This is a genomic window from Nitrospira sp., from assembly GCA_037045225.1.
Classification (GTDB): Bacteria; Nitrospirota; Nitrospiria; order Nitrospirales; family Nitrospiraceae; genus Nitrospira_A.
Window position 1 is genome coordinate 1,436,478 of the sequence record JBAOHZ010000009.1, and the last position, 26,065, is coordinate 1,462,542.

A 26,065-nucleotide genomic window follows, 5' to 3' on the forward strand; every position below is an offset into this window, starting at 1 on the left:
TTAGAGGGGCTGAATTCTGTCTGGACCTGGCAGGTGAAGGAGGCCGCGTCGCCGCATCTGTGCCCCCTCAGTCCCTGTGGATACCTTCCGGCACGGAGAAGAGATAGTTTGCATCGACCGATCCCTCCCACACGCCGGCTTGACTGGACTGCCCCATCGCCCACCCTCGCATGAACAATAAACTGAGCACCGGCTCAGCGGTCGGCTCGATCGAAGAGACGACCGCTTTCGAGTCCATGACCCGCCCAACCACCGTCACCCGTGCCCACTGCTTCCATTTGGGAGGCAAGGTCGACGCGTCCGGCACCACAACCCAATAGTATCCCGCTTCCGGCCCATCGTTGATGGTCGGGCGATGGGGCCGGTAGTCCTTGTCCAACGGGCGATTTTTCAAATGCAGCCACAGCCGCTGGCCATCCTGCTTTTGGTCGACCACCACACCACCCAGAATCACCGTCTTTCCTTGATAGCCCTCCTGAGACTGTGTCAGGGAGGTCAAGGTGACTCCGGGCTCCGCCTGCTGAACATATCGAGCAGGCAAGGGACTGCAGCCCACCACAACAAAAATTCCCAGCACTCCGAACAGCGCTCGAGTGATATGAGCGTTCACGTCATCCTCCCTGCCATCTCATCTTTCGGTGACCATCCGAGGCTCATCCGTTCTTGCGCTTCCAGCCGCTGAGGGCGCATCGTTGTGCGATCAACGGCTTCATGCGCTCCAGGTCCAGTGAGACCCGCGTCATCACCTCTTCCGCCACCCGCTGATCCTCGAAACATTCATAGGCATCGTCCAGAAAGCCGCCCCGCAACAATGGATGCTGGAGAAACCGTTGACCGGATCCGCTCGCCACCTCAAGCGGCCGCTCGACGACGGCGATCCGTTCCATCTCCAGCCGATCCAACCATCCGCGTGCCTCTGCCGCCGAAGGCCGTTCCGCCACATGGGCGGCCAATCGCTCCCGCTCGATGACAAGTCCGTATCGGTCCATTTCCTCATCGATCCGTTTCCAGATGGAATCGAACGTGCCAAGAGAGGGAAACGTCAGCACAAGCTGGCCGCTCGGTTCCAGATGTTCGACCAATCCGCGCATCGCCTCAAAGCGGTTCGGTCGCAGGAACATGACGGAGAGATTCCCGGTGACACGTTGAAACGTGGGGAACGATGCCGGCAGGGCGCGCATATCCAGACATTCGAAGCGCAGCCAGGGGAGCTCGCCACGCTGGACCGCACGCGCACTCGCCACCTGACCTCGGCTGGCATCGATACCGACCACGGTGCCGGTCTGACCGACCTGCTCGGCTAAATAGAAGGCGGGAATACCGTGTCCTGAGGCGATATCAAGAATCGTGAGGCCAGGGCGCAGATCGAGTTGTTCCAGCAACACTTCTGCAAACGGAGTCGACCAGTCATCCTGCTTGGGAAGGGACCACTGCGAAGAGATCGGAACGGGAGGCATGCTCATGAAATTCCTTTCGCATGGGCATTCATTCCCCCGCATCTTACCCGAAGGGGCAGGCACAAATCAGATTTCTCTACGGCCAACCACCGCGCCATCTTTCCGCCGAGCCGAAAAGATTCTCACCCTCAGAGTCGATCCAGGAGTTGTTGCTTCTTGGTTCGATACTCCTCTTCCGTAATCAGGCCCTGCTCATGAAGGCGCTTCAACAAGCCAAGCTGCTCCTCCAAAGACCTGGCTGGGGCCGACGGTGAAGTAGTGCCGGAAGAAGCCGGCACCGGCACCTGTCCACTTATGCCGCGATAATTGATCTCCAGTTCGGCCGGAGCGGGCCGAAACGGATTGCCGCTGTCCCGTGCAGGAGTCACCAACGCCTGCCGCTCCCCCGGCACCAAATCGTACAATGTCCCGGCCTGCGCAAATAGGGGATCGATCCAGATCTGTTTCCGGATCGACGGCATCGTGACCGTGACGCGGCAATTAGCTAAGCGAAGGTGGATTCGCCCCGCTTCGACAAACCAAGCCCCGGATGTCAACTGCTCCAAGCCTGACTCAGACACCCTTGCCAGCGCAAAGGCAACCTGCTGTTGCGCCGTTGCCTGCTGAAACGCGTGCCGGAGCGATGCCCCCAGGTACCGGACTTCCTCCTCGGAAAAGACCGGCTCGATGGTCCCTTGGTATGACGGTCCGAGCAGTGGGCTGTGAACGCTACGTACCATTACGCTGCGTACCGTTGTATCCCACTCCGCTTGCGTCAACTCGAACGGATGCTGAAATGGCCTCCCGTGATCGATCGACGCGAGGGTCGCGCGCGGCACGAGTCGCACCAGCCGCTGGTCGTCGCATGAGAAGCAGGGGTGTTCCTGATTCGATCTCACAGTCGAACAACCCAGAGCCATGCACACAACCAAGCACGCAATAGCACCGGGCCATCGCACGCCCCGGTTTGTCATGTGGAGTACCACCTTTCTTGCCGCCTCACTGTTCAGTAGGCAAAATCGAACCCGACCAACATCGTCTGGCCCGCGAGATCGCCGCCGTTCACTCCCACGCCGGTCGTGCGATAGGTATTGTACTCGGCATGCATGGCCAAGTCGGTCCTGGCTGAATGATGAATGAAGTAGCGGACCAACACGGTATGGGAATCGACATTGTTATAATTCTTGGCAAACGTCGGATCGCCCTGGCGATTGTTGCGAATAAGATCATACCGGTAGGCAAAAAACCAATCCGGCATATCAAACAATGGTAACAGGGCCGGCGCATAATCCAGTTCGACAAACGCGCCGCTCCAGGAGGCGTTCTGCGCATCGGCAATCCCCTGCGACACGAACATATTCTTGCTGTCGTTGCCCCACATCCAGGCACCGAAGAGGTTCCATTCCCCGTTCAGCGTCAGGCTGACATCCACCCCCAGACGACTGAACGGTTGCCCGCTCCCGGCCACGGCCTGGCAGGTCGGGCACGTCGGGTTGACCAGCGTCGGTGCCGTACCGTAGGCGCCGAACAGTCCGATCCGCTGTCCCGTCACGATGCCGTACCCGCCGAAGGATTGCGTGACATGGCCGTAGAAGTTGACGTTCCTCCCGCCCGTTCCGCAGGTGGTGCCGGACGCGCAGCCGCTCAGGGGGCCGGAAAAATTGTTTGTCGCCAGGGCTGAGAAGGAGTATCGAAAATAGCCGTCGGTGACGGAAGTCTTCTTGATGCCCGACAGTTCTGCGCCGGGTTGATTCTCGCCGATGGCAAAGGTATTGGGGTTGAGATATGAACTGGTGGAAGTCCCGCCGATGGTCGCCGCGTAGGGCGTTCCGGGCATATAGTGGTACATCGCAAAGGTGGTGTTCAACGTCGGGCTACGTTTCTCACTGAATGGAAGGTCGAGTTCGAATTTGCCGACCTTGAGGTTCAACAGGTAATCGCCGCTGGCGCTCTTCACGCCCAGGAACCGTTCGAGCCGCATGAGACGGACAAACGCGCTCTCCAAATCGCCATCCGATGCGCCCGTCCCGAAACCCGCGCTGCCGAGTCCGGGCGTAAAGACGACGCCGAAGGACAGATTGCGATCCAGCGTGCCGAAACTCAATAGATCCAGTCCGGTGAACCCGAAGCCGCCGGTCGTCACGCCGCTTCCATCAGTCCGCACACTCGCGGCCTGATACCCGACGGTCGTCCTCAGCGAGACCGGCCAATAGCCCATTCCGATCCCCTCATAGACCGGCGAGTCCGCATCCGACCCCAACTGATAGCCACGATCCCTGAACAGGTTGCCGAAGTCGTTCAGTTTCGGGAAACCCGGCACGTGACACACGTTGCATTTGAAATCGTATTTTCGGGCGAAGGCCGGGATTGCATCGGCCCGCGGCACAAGACCGCTCAGTTCATAACTCATCAGCGCGATCAGGGCGAGGACCATCACGATGGCGGTCCTTGCACGAAACGTCGACATCTTCATCACATCTCTCTCCCTTCTGCGAGTCATGCAGCACCACGTGCCGGCAGTCCGTTATTCCGGTGAAAGTTCTCCGTCCCCGCCGGCGATTTTCCAGTCGACTTCCACCGGCCGGACAGGAAACTCAAACCGGTATTCCGCCTGCCCGTTGGGTGACATCGTCGTGGTCTGCCTGATGACATGAGGCTCGTCGTACACCGGACGTGAGGCGGCGAACTTCACAATGTTGTAGCCGGCATGCCACGCGACCAGTGTGTACGAGCCCGGCGGAATACCGCCGATTTCGAAGCGTCCCTGCTCATCGGTCACGGTGAAATAGGGATGGTCGAATGCCGCTGCCCAGGCGTTCATATGAACGTGCACATCACACTGCAATCGCAACCCGACGCCGCGCGCGCGGAGCAACGTCGTCGTCAGTTCCCGATCCGGGGTCGGCATCGCGAGGTTGAAGAGACTGCTGTGCTTCTCGTTGAAGAAGTGCGGGTTGTGGAGCACCGACTCGAAATTGATCAGCGCAACGGGGGAGGTCCGAACGAACGGAAACACCGGGCGTTGAAACTGGCAGGACTTCGATGCGAGCGCTCCCTTATGCGCACCCATCGCAAGCCGGTAGGCCGGCTCGACCGCTTTCCCCCGCTCCACCCGCTCGAGGTAGACGAGCACGTCCTGGAGCCCGTTGGTGGCCGGATCGATCCGGAGGACCGGCGACGGCACCTCCGTCCCGCAGGTATCGAGGTCGGCAAAGACCTTCAGCGGGGGCACATCGGGGATCGCCCCTTTCCAGATGGCTTGCCCCTTGATCGTGCCCCCGTCCGACACGTCGATGACGGCATATTCCGCATTGCCATCACTCGCGTGCACGCACAGCGCCAACCAACCGGCAAGGAGTAGGGAATACCGGAGCACAAACTGTCGAGACATGGAGTACCTCATCGACATGCATGGGACTGCGTCACCCATGGCTGTGGACAATAAAAAAGCCCGAACCACCCAGCAACGGGTCGTTCGGGCTCTGGAGCGGAACGCTCTTTGGCCTCGTAGATTGTCGAACGGGGAGACGCTACGCTTCTCGGTTCCTCCCTGTCAAGATGTCGGGATGGAGAATCTCGCGGCACGCTGACTACTGCCCGCCGAACCCCGTCATCATTTGATCACGATCACCATCGAATCCGGCCCGGCCAGTTTTTCCACCTTGGTTCGCTTGAAGCCGGCGTTATTCATTCACTGCATACAATCCGCGCCGGTGAAGTCGAATCCACCCGGCGTCTCGATCAGCATGTTCAGGCCTCAAAGATCGGACGCACGACCGGGAGAGCCATAAAAAGAAGCTGCGCAGTGGAACAGACAGAGTCAACCGGGCCCCACACCGGCCTGTGTGAAGCGTATCTCTTCTTCTCGTACCGTATCGAGAGAGATACAGATCAGCCGGGGTTTCAGGCTGCGCACACCTCAACTACGCACACATGGCCATCATTCCCCGTACCGAGACGAACGGCAGGATCTTTGCTATTCACCGGCATCATCGATCAGTGACGACACATCAGTCTTCAAATCTCGACTCACGGAGGAGGTCCCGCATGGGCACATCTGATCAATTGAAAACGGTCTTCGCCACCTTCCTGCTACTCGGATCGGTGAGCACCGTCAGCCACGCACAACAATGGAACGGCCCGCAAAATCCAACGGGGGTCATCTCGCGGCCGGGAAGCGTGGCGCTCGGCTTCGAACCCGTGGCGGGCGCAGGCAAGAGACCGCTTCTGGAAATCCAGCGTCCCCTGTCCGGCGATGAGGAAATTCTACTGAGCCTCCGCTCGACCTTCAGAGATGCAACCGCCACGGTCCTCCAGGCCGATACCAAGCGGGTGTATCTGGGCGGCGCCGCCAGCAGATCCGATCTGGTTCCGGACGGGGTCTACGACCTCGCCGTCGGGCGTGGCATGGCCGTCGGCGTGAACAATCTTACCGAACGCCTTCCCACCGATTACAAACTCGTGGTGGGCGGGAAGATCCTGGCTGAAGAAGTGCGAATCAAGCAGATCAAAGACTGGGCGGATTTTGTATTTCAACCCGACTATCAGCTGAAGCCTCTGCCGGAAGTGGAGGGCTTCATCAAGACCCATCGTCATCTGCCGGACATGCCCAGCGCCGTGGAAGCGGAGCAGCAGGGCATCGGTCTAGGCGATATGCAAGCCAAGCTGTTGCGAAAGGTCGAGGAGCTGACCCTGCATCTCATTGAACAGCACAAGACCATTGAGTCGCTGCAACAGCAACTCGCGCGAGTGGAGCAGCATCGCGACCTTTCGCAGACTCGCAAGGATCGACACTGAAGGCTCACCGCCGCCATGGAGAGAACCGCTATGCATCGATCATATTTCAGATTCATCAGCATTCTCGTGACTTCGCTCGGGGTTGCGGCAGGAGTCGAAGCGACGGAACTGACGTTGAAGCAGACCGTGGCCGCAGGCGCCGAGGCTTTTTACGACCATCACGAGGGAATTGTACTTGCCGATGGGTTCTGGGCACAGGCCGGATCGGACGTGACTGCGACGATCCATCAAGCCACCGGATACTACATCGATAAGACCCCGCTCGACGCGAAGGACAAGCAATACACTTCCACTGACGGTCGCGCGTTCATCGTCGCCGGATGTGTGCCAAAGAACCTTCCTATTTTTTCAAGCCCGGCAGGGTCGGTTTGGGTGGCGTGTAACGATCTGGATTATGCGAAGGATAAAGTCGTGGAGAGCAGATTCATTTCGTGCCTCGACCTGTTCAGAAACGGGATGGTCTCGGGAGCGTCGATCAAGGAAATCAACAACCGCACATGGGAATCGTTCCGCTTTTCCTGCAAAGATCTGGGAGCCGACGGGAAACTGACATCCTCGGCTCGGAAGGCCGATTTTCTTTTCGATTACGAACGTGAAGGCACTCTTCACGAGGTCAGCGGATCGGAGATAGAACTCTTCTACGGAATCAAGGAGTACGAGAACTCTCCGAACACAAGGGAGGCGCTCTCCGGGTTTACCTTCCTGCACGGCCCTGCCGGGCTCATCGAGAGCGGCGAACGGTCTGATCCACCCAATTCCAGCACGAACTACTTTCGAGAGACCGGCATCATTCCCAGCTATCCACCGGGGATCCCACTCGTCAACATGCTCACCTACGATTGGATGTGCCCACCCACCATGGTGCTGACCGGCATGGCCATCGGACACAATCCGGACAAGAAAGGGAACGACACGCGGCCGATCTATATTCTGGGCGAGTGTCGGAAACTCTTGCACAACCCTTAAGGCGATAGGGGTTCACGTGACGACTTCGAGGCCACCTGCCGCATCGTCACCATCAGACCGGAGGGTACCTTCTAAGATCGCTCGCTCCGCATGGCGTCGGCCACCCGGCACACATCATACGGAGCGGGATCTTGACCTGAAGACCCGCACACTTCAAATCCGAAAGGCAGGATGGACGAGGCATCACGCATATCGATTAATCAAACAATCTACGAAATGCTGTCTGAATCTGCGCCAGCCCTCCCCGCAGGTCGAGTTCAAACGTATCGGCCTTGGCTCGTACCATCTGACGCTGTACCCGGAGATCATCTCGATAGGCACGTAATTTCTGCAACAGCTCTTCCTTGGTGGCCTCGACCATCGTGAGCTGCTGTTTCCCCTCAGCCCAAAAACGGTATGTGAGGGCGTTGAACTCCGCCTCAAGGTTATTCGACCGTTTCACAAGCTCGTCCCACAGCCGTCCCGAGTCGAATGCCATGCCCGTCAATTTCTGGTCGGCGATGGTTTCAAACTCGTTCAGCGCTTTGAAAATCTGCTTCCGCTGTTCCTCAAATGCATCACGCGCATCTGCCTTGCCCAAGGCCAACTGCACCAGCAGATGGTCCAGCGTGGCTTGCACATCGGCCTTCACATGCTCGGCGAGCTCCTTCGACTCACGAAGGTCGGCTTGCACCGATGTGACCACCTCACGCAACTGCTGTTTACCCTGCTCCAACCGCTGTACCGCCTGATCCTTGCCCTGCGTAAGTTGCGCCTCCAGCGCCAGCGCCTGCTGTTCCAACGCATCAAGTTTGCTCTCGATCGATGCTCTCAGTGCTTTGATCCGCGACATGAGTCCTCCTCCTGCCCACCTGGACATACGCCCGCATATCGATAATCGATGGGGGCGCTTTCACTTCCCTCTATCGCCCAAGCCCCTCAGCTCATCCAACCAGCCTGCCCGCTGGTGCTCATTCATGCCTTCCACCTGACCGATCAGAGTCGCCCGCGTCGGCCTGATACCGCAGAATGCGAGAATGTTCCGTTCGAGACTCTTCAGGCTATGGGCCAGAAAGAACCATCGATAGACCAACGCCGGCATGCCCATGGTCACCACGATGCGCGCCGACTTGCCCGTAAAAAGCTTCTTCGCCATCGTCCCGTGCGCTGGATACTCGAAGGCCACGCCGGGACGAAAGACCTGCTCGAAAAACGCTTTGAGGAGCGCCGGCATCGACCCGAGCCAGAGGGGATAGATAATCACCAGATGATCCGCCCACCGGATGGTGTCCTGGGCCCGCTTAATTGAATCAGGCGGGACGCCCTTTTCAAACTCCTCCTTCGTCCGCAACCACGGAAAATCCAGCCGGGCCACCTCGATACGTCTCACTTCATGCCCGCCATCTTCACAGCCTTTGGCGTATTCGTCCGCCAAGGCGTGGCAAAAATGGCGAGCCTGCGTATCGGGATGGCCCTGAATGATGGTGATGAACTTACCCATGGCGCCTCAAGGACACCTTCTGCCTCCATAGGCCCTAGGCCCTCTACTGGAAGGACCAATCCTGATCGCGGGCCGGAGCAACCCCTTCCCGCTCGACAGTGTGCGGCGCAAACGGTTCGGCTTTTGGCGTCGGCGGCGCACAGGCAGCCACCGACCAACCTCCCGGAAGGGCGAACAGAACAACGATGCTCCGTGCAACACGCATCATGCCTCCCAAATGCATCAGGCTGACATTGAGATCCGCCCTCATCAGGCGCAACAGGCGTGCCAACAGCCTTCCAGTTGTGATCGGCATATCGGACGGACATCACAGATCGCCAGCGGTGTGAGGGCCTCGTAAGATTGCGGAGAATTTCCTCAGCCCCGCCACTGGGCCCTGGTGCAAATATCCACATAACCGGCCCACTCGGCGCGGTCGATCTTTCTTCTATACCGGTAGTTGCAACGAGACCGGCAATGGCACCAAGCTTGCTCCCCTTCGGAGAGGGAAGTCTCACCCGCATCATAGAGTCCTATCACTTCACTCCCGACGGTACGGCGGTATGGAAGGAGGGTCCTATGAGAGCCACAGAATATTTCGTCCACGCCTGCGACCCCAAAACACTGATCGTCCGTCAGATCATGGAGGATGCCGTCGTCACGGTCAGCCCGTCATCCAGCGCCATGGCCGTGGCCGAACTCTTGAGCGAGCACAATTTCGGGAGTGTCCCGGTCACCGAGACAAATGGCACGTTGCGAGGGTTGCTCACAGAGTTCGATCTGCTGAAAGCCGTCGAACAGGGAAAAGATTTGCGCGAAGTATCCGTCTCGGAGATTATGACCCGCGACGTCATTACCACCACCGAAGACATGCCGCTGATGAGCCTGATTCATGTCCTCCAGGAGCGGCACCTGATCCGCCTCCCGGTCGTAAAAGACCAGAAGCTCATCGGCATGGTTGCGCGGCGGGATATCATCTTCGCGTACGTCAAAGCACGCGCCAATTATTGGCCGTAACGAGAAGCGGGCCAGCGGCACGGCGGATGGTTCTGGCTGCGCAGAAGGACGGCCGGAACTCGCGCAGACAGGGAGGGACTACCGTTGAAATCGGTGCGGATCATTGTCGCGCCGAAGCAGGGACCGGATCGGGAATGATTGCGCCGCATTCCAAGCAACGGACGGTGCCGGTCTCCTCACCTGTGGCCGTGAGGACCCGGTCGATGAGACGGCTATGGCGGCAACGGGAACTCGTGGCGGCAGTCTTCGGCAGCAGATCGAGTCGTGGAGTATTCATGGCGTCCTCCATCGTGAGCCGGAGGCTCAACATCTCATCTCTGACCCAAATCCGATCCGGATCATAGCAGAAGCATTCAACCAATTCCATTAGGTAAATTGCCGGTTGTCCCGACTCAGACATATCGTAGCAGTCATCGCCAGAAGCGCGCCGGCGAAGGCCGCCGCCATATCCTTCTGCGCATCCCATTCGTCCCCTTGGGTGCCGAGATAGAGGCTGCCCAGCTCGGGGCTGACGATCATCGCGACAATCGCCTCGATCACTTCGAAGCACCCGCTCTGTGCCAGAATGCCGCTGACCGCCAGATAACTCGCCCACATCCCCCGCACGCCCGCCAGACGCGTGAGCACTTCACGCAAGGGATAAACCAGGAGCGCCCCATAAGCAAAATGCACGAGACGATCGAACGGGTTCCGACTCAACGCCAACGCATCTTTCAACCAAAACCCGAAGGGAACTTCCGCATAGGTGTAATGGGCGCCGATCGCATGGAGCAGAAGGAAGGCCAGAATCAAGCAATAGGAAAGGAAGGACAACGCGAGCCGCCGGTAGGTCAAAACAAGCACCGCCACGAGCGCAACCGCGAGCAGATTTTCCAGAAACCAATCCTGCCGATCCACCGGCGCAATCGCCAGCCCGACCCAGAACAGCCCATAGGTGATGAGCAGCCCCGTCACGATGGAGCGATCGCCCACACCAGTTTCACGCTGGTCACTCGCCCTCTCACCCATGCCATACCGCCTACTCGGAAAGGGCCGCTTCGGATTCCAGCGCCGAGTCTGCTCCCCGCAGAGCGCGCACCACCAGAAGCAGCGTCATACACAACAACGAACCGTAGAGTGCAGCCGCCATATCCTTCTGCGCATCCCACATATCCCCCTGCGAACCTAAGTAGGTGACGCCCAGTTCCGGATGCACGGCGCGCGCCACCCACGATTCGATGATCTCCCAGAGGCCGCTCAGCCCAAGGACCGTCATCACGGGGAGGTAGTACACCACCCACCCCTGGATACTCGCGGTCAGACGAAACAGCTCTTCCATCGGATAGGCCAGCAAAAACCCGAAGCTGAAATGCACGATCCGGTCGAAGTGATTCCGCCCGAAATGCAGCACCTGGTCCATCCACACACCGATCGGCACCTCGGCATAGGTGTAATGCACGCCGATCGTGTGGAGCGTCAGAAACGCCGTAATGAGCGCATGGGAGGTGTGGGATAAGGGAAGATAGCGATGGGTCACAATCAACAGCACGACGAACAGTGCGGGCAGAATGCTCGCCAGCAGCCAGAATTGCGGATCGACCGGAGCCTGCGCCATCCAAACAGACACCGCCAGATACCACAGGAGCAACCAGATCGAAATCAGTTTGTTGCGACCCACCGGTATGTCTCCTGGTCCATGGTGTGAAGAGAGGGCGCGTCCAGCCACAGGCGCGGCGGAGCAGACCCTTTCACTCTACTGGATGACTTCCCTTCCTGCAACCGACCGATCCACCCGTCCGTCCGCCGGACATGGCCCGAGACATCGCTCTGCCGCATCGAGCGGATAGAACTGACGCGCAGCATCCGTGCGAGACATTCAGGGATTGACCGTTGACGTGACGAAAGACAAATTCGCCGAACTCAGTGCGAAACTCTTGGGGCAGAAACAATCGCCTCACGCTGAAAGAATCGGTGATCCTTCAAGGAATTGGCGGCGCTGAAGCCCAGAGTCTGAATCCTGAGCAGAGGGGAGAGCGGATTGTGAACGGAATTTTCCGTGAGGCGGAGTCCTGTGCCAATCGCCTCGCCTGCACGATCACGCAGAAGTCTTGGCGACAGAATGCGGGTCTTGAATGACGGCTCCGCATTCGAGGCATCGATAGAGAGGACGCTCTTTTTCATCCTCACCGCGAATGCGATCGATGAGGCGCATGTGGAGACAGATGAATGTCCGTGTCATGCTTGGATCGAGTTGAGGACTACGCATAGAGACCTCCTCGAATCGCAGCGGACAATAACAACCGACCTATTTCTGGCTGCATGCGGCCCAACCCTATCAGATCCATCCAGACTTCACACGAGGAATTTTGATGAGGCGATCAAGGGAAATATCCGACACAACAATTAGGGTCTACCTACTCCGTACCGCTACATATAGGCATCACCTCCCGACAACAACCCATCGGCCAACCATACGTGCCCCATGGCAAGCGTTGTCTGTCCTTATGTTACGAGGGGCGCTCATGAAGAATTGAGGCCTGCACACCCTATTCGGCGCGAATTCGAGCACCTGCTTGAAGACCTCACTAAAGCACAGCCGGTCAGCCCAGACAGAATGCCCTCTCTGATTGTCTCGCCATATTGCACTGAGGCCTTCTTGAATCCTCCACTGAGCCCCCGCAGACAAGACTATTTCGGCAGAGTCGCACAAAAGAGGGCCTGCAAGAGCACATGCACCTTCAGCCTCCCCGTGAAGTCGTCCGGCGTTGGGATTCTTCCAAGGCCGCGGTGATCTCTTCTTTTTTCCGCAGGCGTCCGGCCGCGAAAACCGTTCGCTCCAACGCTTCCGATAATCGTGGCCTCGTTGAAGTTCCGACTCCCCGTTGCGATTCCTCCATGGCTGCTGCGATATTCAGCTTCTTGCGCCCAAGCTTTGCGGCCTCGACGGTTCGAGCCAATGCGGCAGAAATCCCTGACGGGCTCTCACTCGCTCCCTTCCGTTGAGAGGTCTCCATCGCAGCAGTAATTGCCGCCTTCTTTTTCTCACGCGTTACCGCCGAGGCCTTCCGGGCGAGTGCGCTGGAAGAAATGGTCTTCTTCTTACCTTCGCCTGCCTTGGACACTTTCCTTCGTGCGTTCATGGCGTGTCTCCCTCCCGTCTTTATTAAGATTCTCCCCTCTATGCCGCTGAGGAGTCCTGATACGTTTCCAACAACACTCTTCAGTACGCCTGCTTCAGTCACACCGGCAGAGGACGGCCCACGGAAACGCCCTCCTTCCGTCCGTCATCAGGTTCCACCTGCGCGACTCATCCCAATCCCGGCGGATCAGTGTCTGCCTGCAATCATGACAGCAGTGGCATCATTATACTAAGGCATCCTATTCGAGACGCTCGATCTATTCCAGGCTTATCGAACAGCGCCTGCCGTACCACGCAGCGATTACACTCCTTGCGCGCTGGGAGAAGTAGCGAGGACGGAGATGTGACGACATTGTGTTATCGGGGGCATCTCGGCATACTGAGTTGACATAGAGGAGGCCACCACACCATGCATCGCCGACTGCTCCTTGTTGGAATCGTTTTGATCTCCCTGATGCACTCAACAGCACATGTGAGCCGGGCAGAACCGGGGGAGAAGAGTCCGGCCTTGAAGGGGAATGCGAGTCAGGGGCAAGCCCTGTTCAACGGTAAGGGCATCTGCCACTACTGCCACGGCGTAGACGGTGTGATCGACAAAAAGCCCACCCTCAAGCCGGACACTGCGGCCGCCATCGCAAAACTCTCCGGCACGGCGCCCGATCTTCGCAATCGCGCCGCGCTCACGCTGAAGGACAACAAAGCCCGCTTTCGAGCGATACGCGAAGGCCATCCGGGAAGTGGCATGTTGCCGGACACCACGCTCAGCGACCAGGACATCACGGACGTGCTGGCCTATCTGGCCAGCCTTCGGCAAAGCCAGACCACTCCTGGCAAGAGCCCCTACTAGGGGACAGCCCGTTCAACTGCGCCGACAATCCAATTCGCTTCTTTGCAGCCCAACGCAACAACTCTGTCGAGAAATTCCCTACACCACCGTCGGATCACGAAAGGCGCCCACGACACATGTCCCGTAGGTCATGGCAGGTGGCGAGGGCTACAGAGGCGAACCGTTTCCATGCGGTTCCTGAGAGGCGCGGGCCCCGAACCGACCGGGCGGCCATGAGAAATGATCGGCCCGTTCTTATCGCGCGAACTGTCCCATCAAGCACGTTTCGGCCAGCACATGCCCCTTCATTGCATCGACCACGTGTGCCTTCGTCGCCCGGGATTCGAGCGCCAACTCAACATCCAGCGCATAGAGCTTGAAGTAATACCGGTGCGGTTTCCCGGGCGGTGGACAGGGGCCGCCATAGCCGATTTCCTGGCTATCGTTCAGACCCTGCCGCGCCTCGTTCGGCAACGTCTCTTGAGACGGAATCCCTTCGGCCAGGCCACGGAGATCCAACGGAATGTTGTAGAGCACCCAATGCACCCATATGTGACCAGGCGCATCGGGATCGTCGGCAATGAGCACAAAACTTCGCGTGCCCGCCGGAGGATGGTTCCAGCGCAACGGCGGCGACAGATCTTCGCCGTCACAGGTATGTCGCTTTGGAATAAGCTCCCCATCCTTGAACGCACTACAGGTCAGTTCGAACGGCATGACAGACTCCTTCTGTTCTCTCTCCGGGATGATGACGGTGCCCCCGAATCGAACCTATAACCAGACGCGCTCAGCCGTCGGCGCCTGCACTCCCCACAAGGCGCCTACTGGCAGATCGAGAAGGGAATGCGTGCCGGGGCGCAACCCAGGCAATGCACGGGCGGCAGCCTCAGGCCGAGAGCGTACCGGCCTGATGGCCGCTCAACCGGTGAAGGTGTCGGGACACATCGTGATACCGCGCCGGCGTCACGAGATAACAGTAATCGAAAAGCCGATCTGCCGCCTCATCAGAAATCCCCGCTTCGCGTGCCTGGAGCATCTCCATGAACCGATTCATCGCCCGGTACACCGCTTCGCTCTCGCCGTTGATCAAGTGCGTACGCACCATCGCCAGTTGCGAAACATAGGGCGTGAATACGCCTCCTGCCGCCCCCTCCTTCGTCTGCTCGACAAGGACCGCCTGCACCATCGCATCGAGCCAGTCATCCTCCCCTGCGCGAGTTGCGCCCGGCCAGCCGGGGGCAACAACAATGACGCTCGCCAGCAACAGGAACAATGCGGCTGCCCATTTGATGTCTCTGGTGATCCGCATGATCTCCTCCTCGCGTCGCTCATTGATCGACGATCAATAGGGGACAGGTCGCTAACCAGGCCACGGCGTGCGACACAACTCCGAATGCCACCAACCATCGCATCGCCACTGCTCCCTCTTGCGTCTCCCGACCGTGACAGGCTGCATTGCCCCGCTGATAATCGAGCATACGTTATGCCAGCGCCGGGCTTGCCCACGGAGAGACCGGCCCGCTTGCGGAGCTGGAGAATTGTCGTGGAAACAACGGGCTTGCTGACAATGATGTCACCGGACTTCCGATCGGCGCTTCGCCGCTGCCCTATAACGCTACAGCGCACCCTCTGCGGCTGTGGCCTGCCTCCGCAAGGAAAGGGGCTTGACGACCGTCGAATGGGCGTTACCTAAAGAGTGAGCGGAGGCTTCGGTGAGAGGAACAGAAACGGAACCGAGGTCGAGCGTAGAGGTGGTGCGCAGGCCCGCAAGTGCCAAGCGGGAAGCCTGAAACCTCTCCAAGATCTCCACTGTTGCTCGAAAGCTCTCTGAACCTGCCTCCGCCCTCTTTTTTTATCTTCCAGGTTTTTATTCCCAGACCGGCCTATCCAGCCACAGCACCACGCTCGTGACCGCCGTCAGGAGCTCACGACAGGCGCACCACGACCTCATTCTGCAACTGAAGCAGAAGCAGTGCCCTTTGCACATTGGCTGTACTAGGGCGAGTCACACTCAAACGAGGCTGCCGACCTCAAGAAGCTGTACGCCTCCTTTTTTTACGTATTAAGAAAGCACGGAAAAGCAGGAATCAACTGTAGTGCTTCAGACTAGACCTGGCAGTCAGTGTCAGCTATCGACCCAAAGCCGAAGTCCACGACCGACCGCTATCAGAGGGGGGCTTACACCGATCCACATAAGAATCCGTGATAAATGGTCCGACCGTCGCAACTCATTGAAACGACAACGAGCAAGGCGTATTCTTCACGAACTGTTGTGGCGTGTGATACGGACAGAAGATGGCAGATCCGGTTCTTATGCGTATCGGCCTAATCATAGTTAGGCGGCATTGGGACAACGCCCAGCCTACGTGATGTCCCATTCGGCGAGAGTTGGATGGTTTATCTGCGCTCAAAGATACTTGCGCATAAGTCCCAAGGATACTGAATGCGTTTAGCTGCCTTAACTGTGAGGGACATCGGCGGACTCGACCGCGTCGAAGTGTCCGACCTTTCAGATGTGGTGGTCTTCGCGGGCCCGAACGGGGTTGGCAAGACCCGCCTCATTCACGCGCTAATACAATTCTTCCGCGATCCCAGAGCCAGCAGCAACATCCATCTTATTGTCGAACCTACCTCAGACATTGAACGTACCGCCTGGCCAGGCGGCCGCCTCGATACGTCAAACGGCGATGACGCCCAGAGACTTCGAGAAGTTCTCCAACGTTCTCAACGACGCAACCGATATCGGTCGACAGTGCTTAATTTCGAAAGCGATCGCTCGATAAGGCAGGTAAAGCCATTCACTTTCTCATGGGATTTCGCCGACCCCTACGAGGAAGATGTCGGCTGGGACCAGTCGTATAGCTTCCTTCACGATCGCTTTCAGGATGTCCAGCACAGCTTGTTTAAGTTGGTCGAGAGCCAACGTCGAAAAATCGCTGAACAGGCAGTCCAACTGCGCGCAGAAGGGAAGGAAACAATGCCTCTGGATTTCGCGGATCCTCTTGCGAAATTTAAGGATGCCTTCTCACGGTTGCTCGCTCCGAAGATACTTGTTGATATTAACGTAAAGACGCAGCAGATCCTCTATGAATTGGACGGGGAGAAACGGCCTATCGAGACCCTGAGCTCTGGGGAGCGGGAAGTCGTCAACATAGTCTTCGATTTTCTCCTTCGCAATCCTTCCGACTGCATCGTGTTCTTTGACGAGCCAGAGCTCCACCTACATCCTGAGCTCAGCTACAAGCTGCTTCAAACGCTGTCTCTGACTGGCAAGAACAACCAGTTCGTATTCTGCACTCATTCCCCCGAAATAATCACTGCCTCCATCGAGAATTCCGTGGTCTTCGTGACTCCTAGGAAGACCGACAGGTCTAATCAAGCGGTAATGGTGAGTAGAGACGATGCGACACACCACGCCCTGAACCTCCTCGGCCAGTCGATAGGCATAATCTCGCTGGGGAAGAAGCTGCTTCTGATCGAAGGTGATGAAGCTAGCCTGGACAAGCAGACTTACGGGGCTATTTTGCGAAACGAGTTCCCCGAACTAGTGTTGGTTCCGGTCGGCGGAAAGAGCGCTATTCGCTCATTCGATGAAATCCGTAGTAGCGTCCTGAATCAGACCATTTGGGGCGTTGAGTTCTTTATGCTCTGCGACGGGGACGCAGTTGGTGAGATTGGGCAAAAGAGCATCAACGCGCACATCTCTGATCGGTTACAGGTATTGCCTAGATATCATCTCGAGAATTACTTTCTGGATGAGAACATCTTGGCAGAAGTTTTTACAGAGATGGAGCGAGATCCTGCGTCGTGGTTGCGGTCCAAGGATCGGATTGGAGATGCCCTTCGAGAGATGGCAAGGGAGAGCATTCCTTACGCTACAGCCCTGAAGGTCGCTGGCGCTGTTCGCGAAAGCACAGGGAACGTGGATGTCATGCCGAGCCAGCTCGGCGGCTCTCTAGCTACTCTCCTACTAGCGTTTGGTGAGCGAATCTCTCGCGAGCGCATGCGCCTCGAGAATAGCCTAGATGTGGTGGCTGTTGAGTCGCTGTGCAGAGAGGTATATGCGAAGATCGAGCAATCGATCGATGACGGGTCGGGACAGTGGAAGCGGGATATCCCAGGACGCGTGGTACTCAATAGGTTCGCCAGCAGAGCACAGATTCAGGTCGGAAGGCTCAAGACGCTCTATCTTCGTCATGCGCAAGCTGCTGACCCTGATCCATTCATAGAGATACGGACAATTTTCCGTAGCTTTAGGGCTACAACGTTGATCCAGCCCGCGGGCACTCGGACGCAAATTGTGTAGGGCGGAACCTTCCCAGTCCCTCTTAGGAGGCATGTCCCGCCTTGTTATATCGTGAAATGGCAGTCGAAACAGTTTGCCTCTACGGACACAAATGCCGCATAACATCCGCGTCCACCTGACCGACTACAGGGGGCTTCGCCCGCTTCCACCGGCAGGTGATGCAGGGCGTTAATGCGACAACGCTGATTACCGCTTCATGGCGGTGCAATCTCGGCGCCGAACTTCCGCACTTGGCCGGGAACGGCCTTTCGGGGCCCTAGCCTACATGATTCATGACGGTTCGTCGTGAACGTCTGGTCGCAGCTGCGAATCCGCAATTGCAGCAGAAACACTCATAAATCATGCAGGCTGGAGCATCGTCGCGTTCTTCCCCAGCGGCGGAATCGGCGCTGTCGCGGAACGCCTCCATGAGGGTGTCTCTCTGAACACCCGACGAGCGGAACAGAATACCGAACACATCGGCCCAACTGGCCACTCCCAAGCTCTTGAATTCCGTGACGCGGCGGGCGCACAGTCCCTCGCAGGTTTCACCTGTAAGACGACCGACCTGGGTCAAAGGACGGATGGCACTGGGCTTGCTGATGAAGCTGGAGCGTACGGTGAACCGCTGTACGGATGGAGGCACGACACGATGGCTGGATGGATCGATCGTTGGCGGGCTGCCACGGTGGCAATCGGGTCTATTCAACAAGCCGACATACGATCCCGCACCGGCCGGGTTTCAACCAAGAAGTTTTTTGCCGTCGTCGGCACCGGCGTGCTCTTCTCGTTACACGGACCCCGCAGGCAGGACACCTGGCTGGTCACCGCAAAACATGTCTTCCTCGACCCGCCAGACCACTGGCAGCCCTCCACGCTCGCGATCGTATTCCCCCAGACGCCTGGCCGGGGGATGAAACAGGGGCTGGAGATTCCGCTTCAACTGACCGAAACAGGTCGGCGTTGCTGGTACCCTCACCCTGACAAAGCCGTCGATCTTGCCTGCCTTCCGCTCTCCTTAACCATGCGCCAGCCGAAACCTGGCGCCTCAACCATGCGACAGCCGAAATCGGGCACCTCCTCTTCCATTGCCTGGATGGACATTGCCACGACGGCGGAGCTCTATGAAGGCGTCCCCATCATGGTGCTCGGATATCCTGCGGCGTTCGACATTCCCGATTCACCACGCGCAATTGTCCGGCAGGGCATCGTCTCATGGGTCTCGCCGACCCGCCCTGGCTCAGAAGTCTTTCTCATCGATAGCCACGTGTTTCCAGGCAATAGCGGGGGACCGGTCTTCCGGCTTCCCACCACCATAGATCGGGAAGGACATCTCACTACGGGAGGGGCGGTCACGCTCCTCGGCATCGTCACCCAGGCCAGGATCCAGAGCTTGCCCCTGCTGGCGGGAGGCAACCACGTCGACTTGTACCTTCAGGGCAAGACACGCCCCGAGCCCCTGCTCACCCCCAGCTTTCTGGGCCTCGGGCTGGTTGAACCGGCCTATCGCATCAAACAACTGCTGGTTTCTGCGACTCGCCGCCACCACCGACGCAAGAAACCGGCTTCGTGATGATGCAGGAAGCTTAGTTCATTCCGGCGCTTGCGCTCCTGGCCAAAAGTTGCCGTGCGCCTTCAGGCGTACGCATCTTCCGGCGATGCTCAAGGATGAGCGGATCGATGTGCTCCCCGCACATCACGCACCGCCACCCCACCTGGTTGACCTCGCGAATCTCCTCACGCACCATCAGCCCTCCGCAGCGATCGCATCGATCATGAGCAATCTGTGTTGGGTGCGTCACCATATCGCTCTCCTTTTATTTTTCCGCCGAAGCGGCCTTTTGTCCCCTGTCCTTATTGGAGTCGTTCGCCGTGAAAAGGATTCATGCTTGTTTCGCCCTGCCGATGGCGCCCTGCAAGGCATCCGTTAACGTCGAGGCACCCGGGCTTCCACGTCATCACTCACGCGTCCCGTCGGCTTCGTCTTCCGAATGAGTCGCCGTACATCCATCATCGCGCCGAAACAGATCGCGCTTCTTCCGACCCTGCCGAAAACAAGAAGCGGAAACATCATGCGACGGCTGTTGAAGGCGTGTGAGCTCGGCTTGCCGGAGGGCGATACCTCGACATTGAACGCGTAGCACCGATATGATAAACGACCCTTCAGTAGCAGCACGACTGTCTGGAAACGGATGGACGTGCGTAGCTGAGCAACCAGGAGCACGGCGGCATGGAATTTAAGGACTACTACAAGACCCTCGGCGTGGAACGCACCGCGACAGCCGACGACATTAAAAGCGCCTATCGAAAACTCGCGCGCAAGCACCACCCGGATGTGAACAAAGAACCCGGAGCAGAAGCGCGCTTCAAAGAAATCGGCGAGGCGTACGAGGTGCTCAAGGACACGGAAAAACGCGCCGCCTATGACGACCTCGGCAATCGCTGGCGCGAGGGACAGGATTTCACGCCGCCACCTGAATGGGGTGCCGGATTCGAATCCACCCAGGGCGGAGCGTCCGCAACAGAAGCGGCCGACTACAGCGACTTCTTCTCATCCCTATTCGGCAACTACTCCCGCCAAGCCGAGTCCGCGCGTGCTCGTGGGGAAGACCACTATGCCAAGATCTTCATCCCCCTTGAGGATGCGTTTCGCGGCGGAACACAGACAATCACCCTCCGCACGCCGCAGCTGAATGCGCAAGGCCGGCCGGAGTTTCGGGAGCGATCGCTCAACGTCCAAATCCCCAAAGGGGTTCGGGAAGGCCAGCACATCCGGCTGGCTGGACAAGGCACTCCGGGAATCACAGGGGCCTCTCCCGGCGACCTCTACCTTGAAATCCACTTTCATCCCCACAAGCTCTATCAGGTGCAGGGCCGAGACCTCTCACTCTCATTGCCGATTGCCCCCTGGGAAGCGGCGCTTGGGGCAACGGCCAAGGCACCCACTCCGAACGGAGTGGTCGAAGTCAAAATCCCGCCGGGATCGCAGAACGGACGCAAACTCAGGCTCAAAGGGCGCGGCATTCCCGGCGAACCCGCGGGGGATCTGTATCTCATCCTTGAGGTGGTGCTTCCGCCGGCGGACAGCGAACGCGCGCAGAAAATCTATCACACCATGGCGCAGGAGCTGGCATTCAATCCTCGCCAGGCACTGGGGGTCTGAATGGAGAAGTCACAGGACATTCTAATAGGAACGGTGATCGGTGACGAAAGCGTGTTGTCGATCGAGGAGTTGGCCAGGGCTTGCGGAGCCGAGAGCCAATGGGTCATCGAATTGGTCGCCATCGGGGTCTTGGAGCCGGAGGGGCCCGAGACCTCAACCTGGCGATTTCATGCGACAGATCTCACCTGCGCCCGACGAGTGGCTCGTTTCCAACGGGATTTTGATGCCAGCCTCGATGCCGCTGCAGTGATGCTGGATCTGCTCGGCCAGATTGAGCGGCTCCGTGCGCGATTGCAGCAGACTGGCCTCGATATGGATGAAGCCTTCGGTGGCAAGGACACATGAGACTGCCGAGACACCGGTCCTAACAGACACGCCGGCACGTACGGTTGCCTGGCCCGACTCTCCGCCGCACGATCATGACAGACACAGCTACAACGTCGGCCGATTCCTGCATTCTCAAAGTGGTGGTCGGTTCGCACGCCCACGGACTGGCCGGGCCCGAGAGCGACAAGGATTTTCGCAGCGTCTTCATCCTACCCACCGCCGAACTCTTTCGTGTCGGCTTTAAGTATCAAGGCACGAGGATGATGAAGGAGGAAGACGACGAGACGGCCTGGGAAATCGGCCACTTTCTCCAATTGGCCTTACAAAGCCATCCGCTGGTGCTCGAAACGCTAGTAGCGCCGGTGGTGACCATGGATGACTGGGGCGCAGAACTCCGCCACTTGTTTCCACGCCTCTGGTCGGCGCAGGCAGCCTATGAGTCGTTCCTCAACTACTGCGACAACCAGCGCAAGAAAATGTTGGAGAAAAAGGATGGCCGCCCCGCGAAATACGCGGCGGCCTATGTGCGGGTGCTCTTCAACCTCTGCGAATTACTCGAACGGGGGACGTTCAGCATCAGGATTTCTGAAACCCCGGTCGGTGAAGCCGTGGCCAAGATCAAAGCCGGACACTTTCGCCCCGGCGAGGTCATCGATATGGGGGAATACTGGACAGAAGAAGCGACGCGCCGACTCCGTACCTGCTCCCAACAGGCTCGTCCGGAACTGGCCGATGCGTTCCTTCTCAAGGTTCGAAAAGCCTTTCTCGCCTAGAACGATCTGCCGTTCTACTTCGGGACCACGATCACAAAAAACCCGCTCCCGTGTGGAGATCGGACCTGCCCACTGAGCGGGATCCCTCCGAACACCCCGGCGAGTCACACAGCCTGAATGTCCCGCGCTCCCCATTCATCGGGCTCCTTCTGCGAGCCGTGCCTCCTACTGGCACCGAGATGGAAGCGCGTCCCTTCGGACCAGACCCCGAAATTGCGACAGGCGCGACCCCCGAACCACTCACGCGGCACGGAAGCGGGGGTTTCAACCTTATCCTGGCTCCACCTCCCTTCATTTCTCTTCATTTATCGGGTAACCACGCCCTTGCTCCAATCAATGAGGTAATTGGCACCATTGCAGCCCCCGGCTGCTGCCCCGTATCGCCCCACCCCGTAGATCGGTCGAAGCACGCCACTGCTTGCCCATGCTCCTAAGCAAGTGAACTTTCGCACGTCCCCGAGGCATGGCGGCCACATGTTCTTCTGGCATCGAGTCTGCAACATCTCCTTTGCAGGAAGATCGGTTTCACAACACCATCTCTCGCATGCATGACAAGACTCCTGTTTACGCGACACTGACTCACACCGCAAAGGAGGCATGATCATGAGTGGACTCACCCGCTGGGAACCATTTCGGGGACAGTTCACTCCGATGCCGACGGCAGCAAGGTCGCGGCGGACTACAAAGACGGGATTCTCAACGTACACCTACCGAAATTGGAGAACGCCCAGCCCACATCGATTGAAGTGACGGTGGCCTAAGCGGAAGGAGCCCATCATGTTCCGACATCCTCGATACCTGGACATCCCCTGGGAGATCCATTGGCACCCCGAGGGAGCATCGCACCATCACCGGTGGCTGATGGTGCTCGTGATCGTCGCGGTGCTCATGCTGATCGGTGTGGGGGTCACGAGCGGATGGTGGTAACTCCGTTCGAGTCTCGGTCTATCCGGCAAACGGCAGGGGGAGCGGGTCGTGATGTTTAGGAACCGTCAAGAAGCCGGCGAACTCCTCGCTGAGGAACTGCTCCCGTTTCGCAACGATCCGAGCGCCATCCTGCTCGCGCTGCCCCGCGGAGGTGTGGCGGTGGCGTATCAATTGAGCCTGGCCCTGCGGTTGCCGCTCGATGTGCTGATCACGCGAAAAATCGGGGCACCGGACAATCCTGAATATGCCCTGGGAGCCGTCGGCGAAACGGGGGCGGTGTACTGGAATCGTGAGGCGCTATCCGGCTTATCGCTCACCGAACGACAACTCTCAGCCGCCGTGCAGGCGCAGCAAAAGGAAGTCGTCAGGCGTGTGGCCCTGTACCGGCAGGGACGATCGTTCCCCGACCTGCACGACCGGACCGTGATTCTCGTGGATGACGGCCTCGCCACAGGCGCGACATTCTTCGCCTCTGTGGCGACCGTCCGTCAGGCAAACCCGCGCCGCGTCATCGGAGCCATTCCGGTCGGCCCGCGCTCGACGGTTGAAGTGGCGCGGAAGCTGGTTGACCAATTGGTCGTGCTGCGGATACCGGATCCCTTTTATGCCGTGGGGAACTTCTACCGGGACTTCGGACAGGTCGAAGACCGGGAGGTACTGCAATATCTCAATCTGGCGGAAGAAGCATTCATCAACAAATCATAACCTCAGAGCGCCGACCGTAGGCCGGAGCCCGGACACAGAAAAGGAATCACCCCGATGAACACACCAACAGAAGGCGGCCACGCAGCGCGCCACGATCGATTCGTAGAAGAATACCAGCACGACTCGTACAAAATGCCGGGCAAACTGAAGGAACCGACGGTCTGCAAGACCTGCGGAGCGCTGTTCCATAAGGGGCGTTGGACCTGGGGCGCTAAACCGACGGGGGCCGATGAGATCGTCTGCCCGGCTTGTCTGCGCATCCAGGACAAAAATCCGAAGGGATTCGTCACGCTCAAGGGACTCTTCAAAGACCAACACCGGGACCAAGTCATGGGCCTGATCCACAACGCGGAGGCGCAGGAAAAAAAGGAGTACCCGCTGGCTCGCATCATGACCATCGAGAACCGCGCGGAGGGGCTTGTCGTTCTCACCACCGATACCCACTTGCCCCGGCGCATCGGCGAAGCGCTGAAACACGCACACCACGGCGAATTGGAACTGCGATATGACAAGGATGAAGATTTTGTTCGCGTCACATGGATCGGGTAAGCGCGCATACCATCGACAGGCAAGCGTGATCATGGATGGAGCGGAACGGATGCGAGATCGATGGCACGGGTTCCTCGCCGCCGGATTGCTGCTGATCACCGTGACGGTGTCTCCGGCGTCAGCCGAAATGCAGCTCCTTCCGGGGGCAGCAGGAGACCTTGATCAAGCCACCGTCGATGCAGTCCTGGCGACGTTCCGACAAGCCGAACAGGCGCTAGGGGTCGGCAATGTGGACGGACTCATGGCCCTGTATTCGGAACAGTACGATTATCACGGGATGAAGAAGGCCGACATGCGGAAGGTCTGGACCAACCTGTTCGACGAATTCAGAGCACTGTCCGACATCCATCATTTTTCCCGGATGAGCAAGGTCGGATCCGGAACCAAGACCATCATCGAGGTGACCTGTACGGGCACTTTGTCAGGCCTCTCGAAAACAGGCGGGTTACGTGTGCCGATCGACAGTTGGTATGAAGAAGTGCACTACATGACGATTGAAGAAGGGCAGTGGCGCATTCGCGGCAACGTCGGCGAGTCCCCGCGCTTCATGCCCTTTGGCACGTCACCGCATCCATTGTTCTAGAAGGCTGCCGTCACACTGTCTGCAGAACCAGTGTGACGGACAGGCCAGACATGTGGAAAGACAGATGAATATCTTCGCAAGATGCTCACAACTTCAGCCTCTTCGTCCGTCATTCGTGACACATCGTTCGGCTCTCGTTGCAGCGCCGGCTGCGACAGGCTCACGAGAGACGCGTCACGGGTGACGAGCACGACACGGGAAGGCTGTTTCAGCATCCTGCCAGCGAAAGGAGTCTTATGCGCGCCCTCATCGCACTCGACTGGTCGGAACAGGCGTTCGCAGCCGTTCGTGAAGTCTCCTATCTGTACGATCTGCAAGAGGTCATCCTGGTGCACGGTATCGACCTGGGCATGTTTCAGTATCCGATCGTCGCAGAAGTGAGCAACATGCAGGGGTACGATGACTTCCGGACAGCCATGGAAAAGGCGGGACAACAATTGCTCGACCATACCTCCACGATGCTGCCATCCGATGGCCTCTCCATCACACGGGTGTGCGAATTTGCGAAACCGGCCTCGCTGGTTCTGGACAAAGCCAGGGAAACACATGCAGACCTGATCGTGATCGGAGCGCGCGGACGAGGCCGCGTCGGCGAATTCGTGCTGGGCAGCGTCTCCCATCGCGTCGCGCTCCATGGAGACTGCACGACCTTGATCGTGAAAGAACGAGAGGGGCCGGTCAAACGTGTGACGGTCGCCATCGAAGGACATGAGGATGGAGCCCGAATCAAAGCCTGGCTCCTCAACCATCCGTTCAAGAATCCGGTCGATCTCACCATCGTCAGCGTCGTACGCCAGATTCCTTCCACCGATCCGTTCAGCCTCTTTCCACTCCAGGATTGGACCGGAATCGCCGTACGCTCGGCCGAAGACCTGGTGAAGAACGTGGCCGCCTCGGTCATGAATCACCGGTATACAGTCGGCACCCAGGTGACCGTCGGCGATCCGACCGATATCCTCACGGAGCGCGCCAAGTCAGCCGATCTCTTGATCATCGGTTCCCATGGACGGAAGGGACTGGAGCGATTTCTTTTGGGAAGCATTTCCCACGCCCTCTTGCACCACGTACCCTGTCCGGTTTTGATCGTACGATGAATCTGGACTCAATCCGGCGCACTGCGCCGAACCATAAAGG

30 protein-coding genes are annotated in these 26,065 nt (G+C 58.5%); 15 read left to right on the plus strand and 15 right to left on the minus strand.

Annotated elements, in window-relative coordinates; genetic code table 11:
• Window positions 1–67: 67 nt before the first annotated feature.
• From V9G17_07385 to V9G17_07405, 5 genes are all read right to left on the minus strand, one after another.
• Window positions 68–610, minus strand: a complete 543-nt coding sequence (locus tag V9G17_07385) for a Slp family lipoprotein (protein MEI2752412.1) — start codon at window positions 608–610, stop codon at window positions 68–70.
• A gap of 43 nt (window positions 611–653) precedes the next feature.
• Window positions 654–1,463, minus strand: coding sequence for a class I SAM-dependent methyltransferase (locus V9G17_07390; GenBank protein ID MEI2752413.1), 810 nt, complete (start codon window positions 1,461–1,463; stop codon window positions 654–656).
• 122 nt (window positions 1,464–1,585) lie between these two features.
• Window positions 1,586–2,176 carry an SHOCT domain-containing protein gene (locus V9G17_07395; GenBank protein ID MEI2752414.1) on the minus strand — a complete coding sequence of 197 codons (591 nt, stop codon included), beginning with the start codon at window positions 2,174–2,176 and terminating at the stop codon, window positions 1,586–1,588.
• Window positions 2,177–2,442: 266 nt separating this feature from the next.
• Complete coding sequence (locus V9G17_07400) at window positions 2,443–3,909, minus strand: hypothetical protein (protein MEI2752415.1); 1,467 nt, start codon at window positions 3,907–3,909, stop codon at window positions 2,443–2,445.
• Window positions 3,910–3,960: 51 nt separating this feature from the next.
• On the minus strand, window positions 3,961–4,827 hold the full coding sequence (locus tag V9G17_07405; protein MEI2752416.1) for a carboxypeptidase-like regulatory domain-containing protein: 867 nt from the start codon (window positions 4,825–4,827) through the stop codon (window positions 3,961–3,963).
• Window positions 4,828–5,483: 656 nt separating this feature from the next.
• Between V9G17_07405 and V9G17_07410 the strand changes: the two genes are divergently transcribed.
• On the plus strand, window positions 5,484–6,233 hold the full coding sequence (locus V9G17_07410; GenBank protein ID MEI2752417.1) for a hypothetical protein: 750 nt from the start codon (window positions 5,484–5,486) through the stop codon (window positions 6,231–6,233).
• Between the two features lie 30 nt (window positions 6,234–6,263).
• Window positions 6,264–7,199: a hypothetical protein gene (locus V9G17_07415; GenBank protein MEI2752418.1), complete on the plus strand. Its 936-nt coding sequence runs from the start codon at window positions 6,264–6,266 to the stop codon at window positions 7,197–7,199.
• A 196-nt stretch (window positions 7,200–7,395) separates the two neighbouring features.
• On the opposite strand, the gene V9G17_07420 is transcribed toward V9G17_07415, so the two are convergent.
• From V9G17_07420 to V9G17_07430, 3 genes are read right to left on the minus strand one after another with little or no spacing between them, the layout of a single operon-like run.
• Window positions 7,396–8,031, minus strand: coding sequence for a hypothetical protein (locus V9G17_07420; protein ID MEI2752419.1), 636 nt, complete (start codon window positions 8,029–8,031; stop codon window positions 7,396–7,398).
• Window positions 8,032–8,091: 60 nt separating this feature from the next.
• On the minus strand, window positions 8,092–8,679 hold the full coding sequence (locus tag V9G17_07425; GenBank protein ID MEI2752420.1) for an NAD(P)H-dependent oxidoreductase: 588 nt from the start codon (window positions 8,677–8,679) through the stop codon (window positions 8,092–8,094).
• 43 nt (window positions 8,680–8,722) lie between these two features.
• Complete coding sequence (locus V9G17_07430; GenBank protein MEI2752421.1) at window positions 8,723–8,974, minus strand: hypothetical protein; 252 nt, start codon at window positions 8,972–8,974, stop codon at window positions 8,723–8,725.
• 263 nt (window positions 8,975–9,237) lie between these two features.
• Between V9G17_07430 and V9G17_07435 the strand changes: the two genes are divergently transcribed.
• Window positions 9,238–9,675 (plus strand): CBS domain-containing protein, encoded by a 438-nt coding sequence (locus tag V9G17_07435; GenBank protein MEI2752422.1) that lies wholly within the window; start codon window positions 9,238–9,240, stop codon window positions 9,673–9,675.
• A gap of 100 nt (window positions 9,676–9,775) precedes the next feature.
• Here the strand turns inward: V9G17_07435 and V9G17_07440 are convergent, their stop codons facing one another.
• From V9G17_07440 to V9G17_07455, 4 genes are all read right to left on the minus strand, one after another.
• Complete coding sequence (locus V9G17_07440) at window positions 9,776–9,952, minus strand: hypothetical protein (GenBank protein MEI2752423.1); 177 nt, start codon at window positions 9,950–9,952, stop codon at window positions 9,776–9,778.
• 89 nt (window positions 9,953–10,041) lie between these two features.
• The gene (locus tag V9G17_07445) at window positions 10,042–10,683 is read right to left on the minus strand and encodes a DUF2238 domain-containing protein (protein ID MEI2752424.1); all 642 of its coding nucleotides are present in this window, start codon (window positions 10,681–10,683) and stop codon (window positions 10,042–10,044) included.
• Between the two features lie 10 nt (window positions 10,684–10,693).
• A complete protein-coding gene (locus tag V9G17_07450) occupies window positions 10,694–11,332 on the minus strand; it encodes a DUF2238 domain-containing protein (protein MEI2752425.1) in 639 nt (212 codons plus the stop codon).
• Window positions 11,333–12,392: 1,060 nt separating this feature from the next.
• Window positions 12,393–12,794, minus strand: coding sequence for a hypothetical protein (locus V9G17_07455; GenBank protein MEI2752426.1), 402 nt, complete (start codon window positions 12,792–12,794; stop codon window positions 12,393–12,395).
• 453 nt (window positions 12,795–13,247) lie between these two features.
• Here V9G17_07455 and V9G17_07460 point away from each other — a divergent pair, with 453 nt between their 5' ends.
• Window positions 13,248–13,640 carry a cytochrome c gene (locus V9G17_07460; protein MEI2752427.1) on the plus strand — a complete coding sequence of 131 codons (393 nt, stop codon included), beginning with the start codon at window positions 13,248–13,250 and terminating at the stop codon, window positions 13,638–13,640.
• Window positions 13,641–13,874: 234 nt separating this feature from the next.
• Here the strand turns inward: V9G17_07460 and V9G17_07465 are convergent, their stop codons facing one another.
• Window positions 13,875–14,336 carry a YbhB/YbcL family Raf kinase inhibitor-like protein gene (locus tag V9G17_07465; protein MEI2752428.1) on the minus strand — a complete coding sequence of 154 codons (462 nt, stop codon included), beginning with the start codon at window positions 14,334–14,336 and terminating at the stop codon, window positions 13,875–13,877.
• A 169-nt stretch (window positions 14,337–14,505) separates the two neighbouring features.
• Complete coding sequence (locus tag V9G17_07470; GenBank protein MEI2752429.1) at window positions 14,506–14,928, minus strand: hypothetical protein; 423 nt, start codon at window positions 14,926–14,928, stop codon at window positions 14,506–14,508.
• Window positions 14,929–16,062: 1,134 nt separating this feature from the next.
• On the opposite strand from V9G17_07470, the gene V9G17_07475 reads away from it, so the two are divergent.
• Window positions 16,063–17,925 carry an AAA family ATPase gene (locus tag V9G17_07475; protein ID MEI2752430.1) on the plus strand — a complete coding sequence of 621 codons (1,863 nt, stop codon included), beginning with the start codon at window positions 16,063–16,065 and terminating at the stop codon, window positions 17,923–17,925.
• Between the two features lie 631 nt (window positions 17,926–18,556).
• Window positions 18,557–19,477, plus strand: coding sequence for a serine protease (locus tag V9G17_07480; GenBank protein MEI2752431.1), 921 nt, complete (start codon window positions 18,557–18,559; stop codon window positions 19,475–19,477).
• 13 nt (window positions 19,478–19,490) lie between these two features.
• Here the strand turns inward: V9G17_07480 and V9G17_07485 are convergent, their stop codons facing one another.
• Window positions 19,491–19,709, minus strand: coding sequence for a hypothetical protein (locus tag V9G17_07485; protein MEI2752432.1), 219 nt, complete (start codon window positions 19,707–19,709; stop codon window positions 19,491–19,493).
• A 425-nt stretch (window positions 19,710–20,134) separates the two neighbouring features.
• Here V9G17_07485 and V9G17_07490 point away from each other — a divergent pair, with 425 nt between their 5' ends.
• From V9G17_07490 to V9G17_07530, 9 genes are all read left to right on the plus strand, one after another.
• A complete protein-coding gene (locus tag V9G17_07490; GenBank protein ID MEI2752433.1) occupies window positions 20,135–21,067 on the plus strand; it encodes a DnaJ C-terminal domain-containing protein in 933 nt (310 codons plus the stop codon).
• Window positions 21,068–21,412, plus strand: a complete 345-nt coding sequence (locus tag V9G17_07495; GenBank protein ID MEI2752434.1) for a chaperone modulator CbpM — start codon at window positions 21,068–21,070, stop codon at window positions 21,410–21,412. It begins immediately after the preceding gene.
• A 74-nt stretch (window positions 21,413–21,486) separates the two neighbouring features.
• Complete coding sequence (locus tag V9G17_07500) at window positions 21,487–22,167, plus strand: nucleotidyltransferase domain-containing protein (protein ID MEI2752435.1); 681 nt, start codon at window positions 21,487–21,489, stop codon at window positions 22,165–22,167.
• A gap of 629 nt (window positions 22,168–22,796) precedes the next feature.
• Complete coding sequence (locus V9G17_07505) at window positions 22,797–22,928, plus strand: Hsp20 family protein (GenBank protein MEI2752436.1); 132 nt, start codon at window positions 22,797–22,799, stop codon at window positions 22,926–22,928.
• Between the two features lie 16 nt (window positions 22,929–22,944).
• The gene (locus V9G17_07510) at window positions 22,945–23,094 is read left to right on the plus strand and encodes a hypothetical protein (GenBank protein MEI2752437.1); all 150 of its coding nucleotides are present in this window, start codon (window positions 22,945–22,947) and stop codon (window positions 23,092–23,094) included.
• Between the two features lie 51 nt (window positions 23,095–23,145).
• The gene (locus V9G17_07515; GenBank protein ID MEI2752438.1) at window positions 23,146–23,799 is read left to right on the plus strand and encodes a phosphoribosyltransferase; all 654 of its coding nucleotides are present in this window, start codon (window positions 23,146–23,148) and stop codon (window positions 23,797–23,799) included.
• A gap of 54 nt (window positions 23,800–23,853) precedes the next feature.
• Window positions 23,854–24,348, plus strand: a complete 495-nt coding sequence (locus tag V9G17_07520) for a BCAM0308 family protein (protein ID MEI2752439.1) — start codon at window positions 23,854–23,856, stop codon at window positions 24,346–24,348.
• Between the two features lie 49 nt (window positions 24,349–24,397).
• Window positions 24,398–24,931, plus strand: a complete 534-nt coding sequence (locus V9G17_07525) for a nuclear transport factor 2 family protein (GenBank protein ID MEI2752440.1) — start codon at window positions 24,398–24,400, stop codon at window positions 24,929–24,931.
• A gap of 236 nt (window positions 24,932–25,167) precedes the next feature.
• Window positions 25,168–26,025 (plus strand): universal stress protein, encoded by an 858-nt coding sequence (locus tag V9G17_07530; protein ID MEI2752441.1) that lies wholly within the window; start codon window positions 25,168–25,170, stop codon window positions 26,023–26,025.
• The last annotated feature ends 40 nt before the right edge of the window (window positions 26,026–26,065 follow it).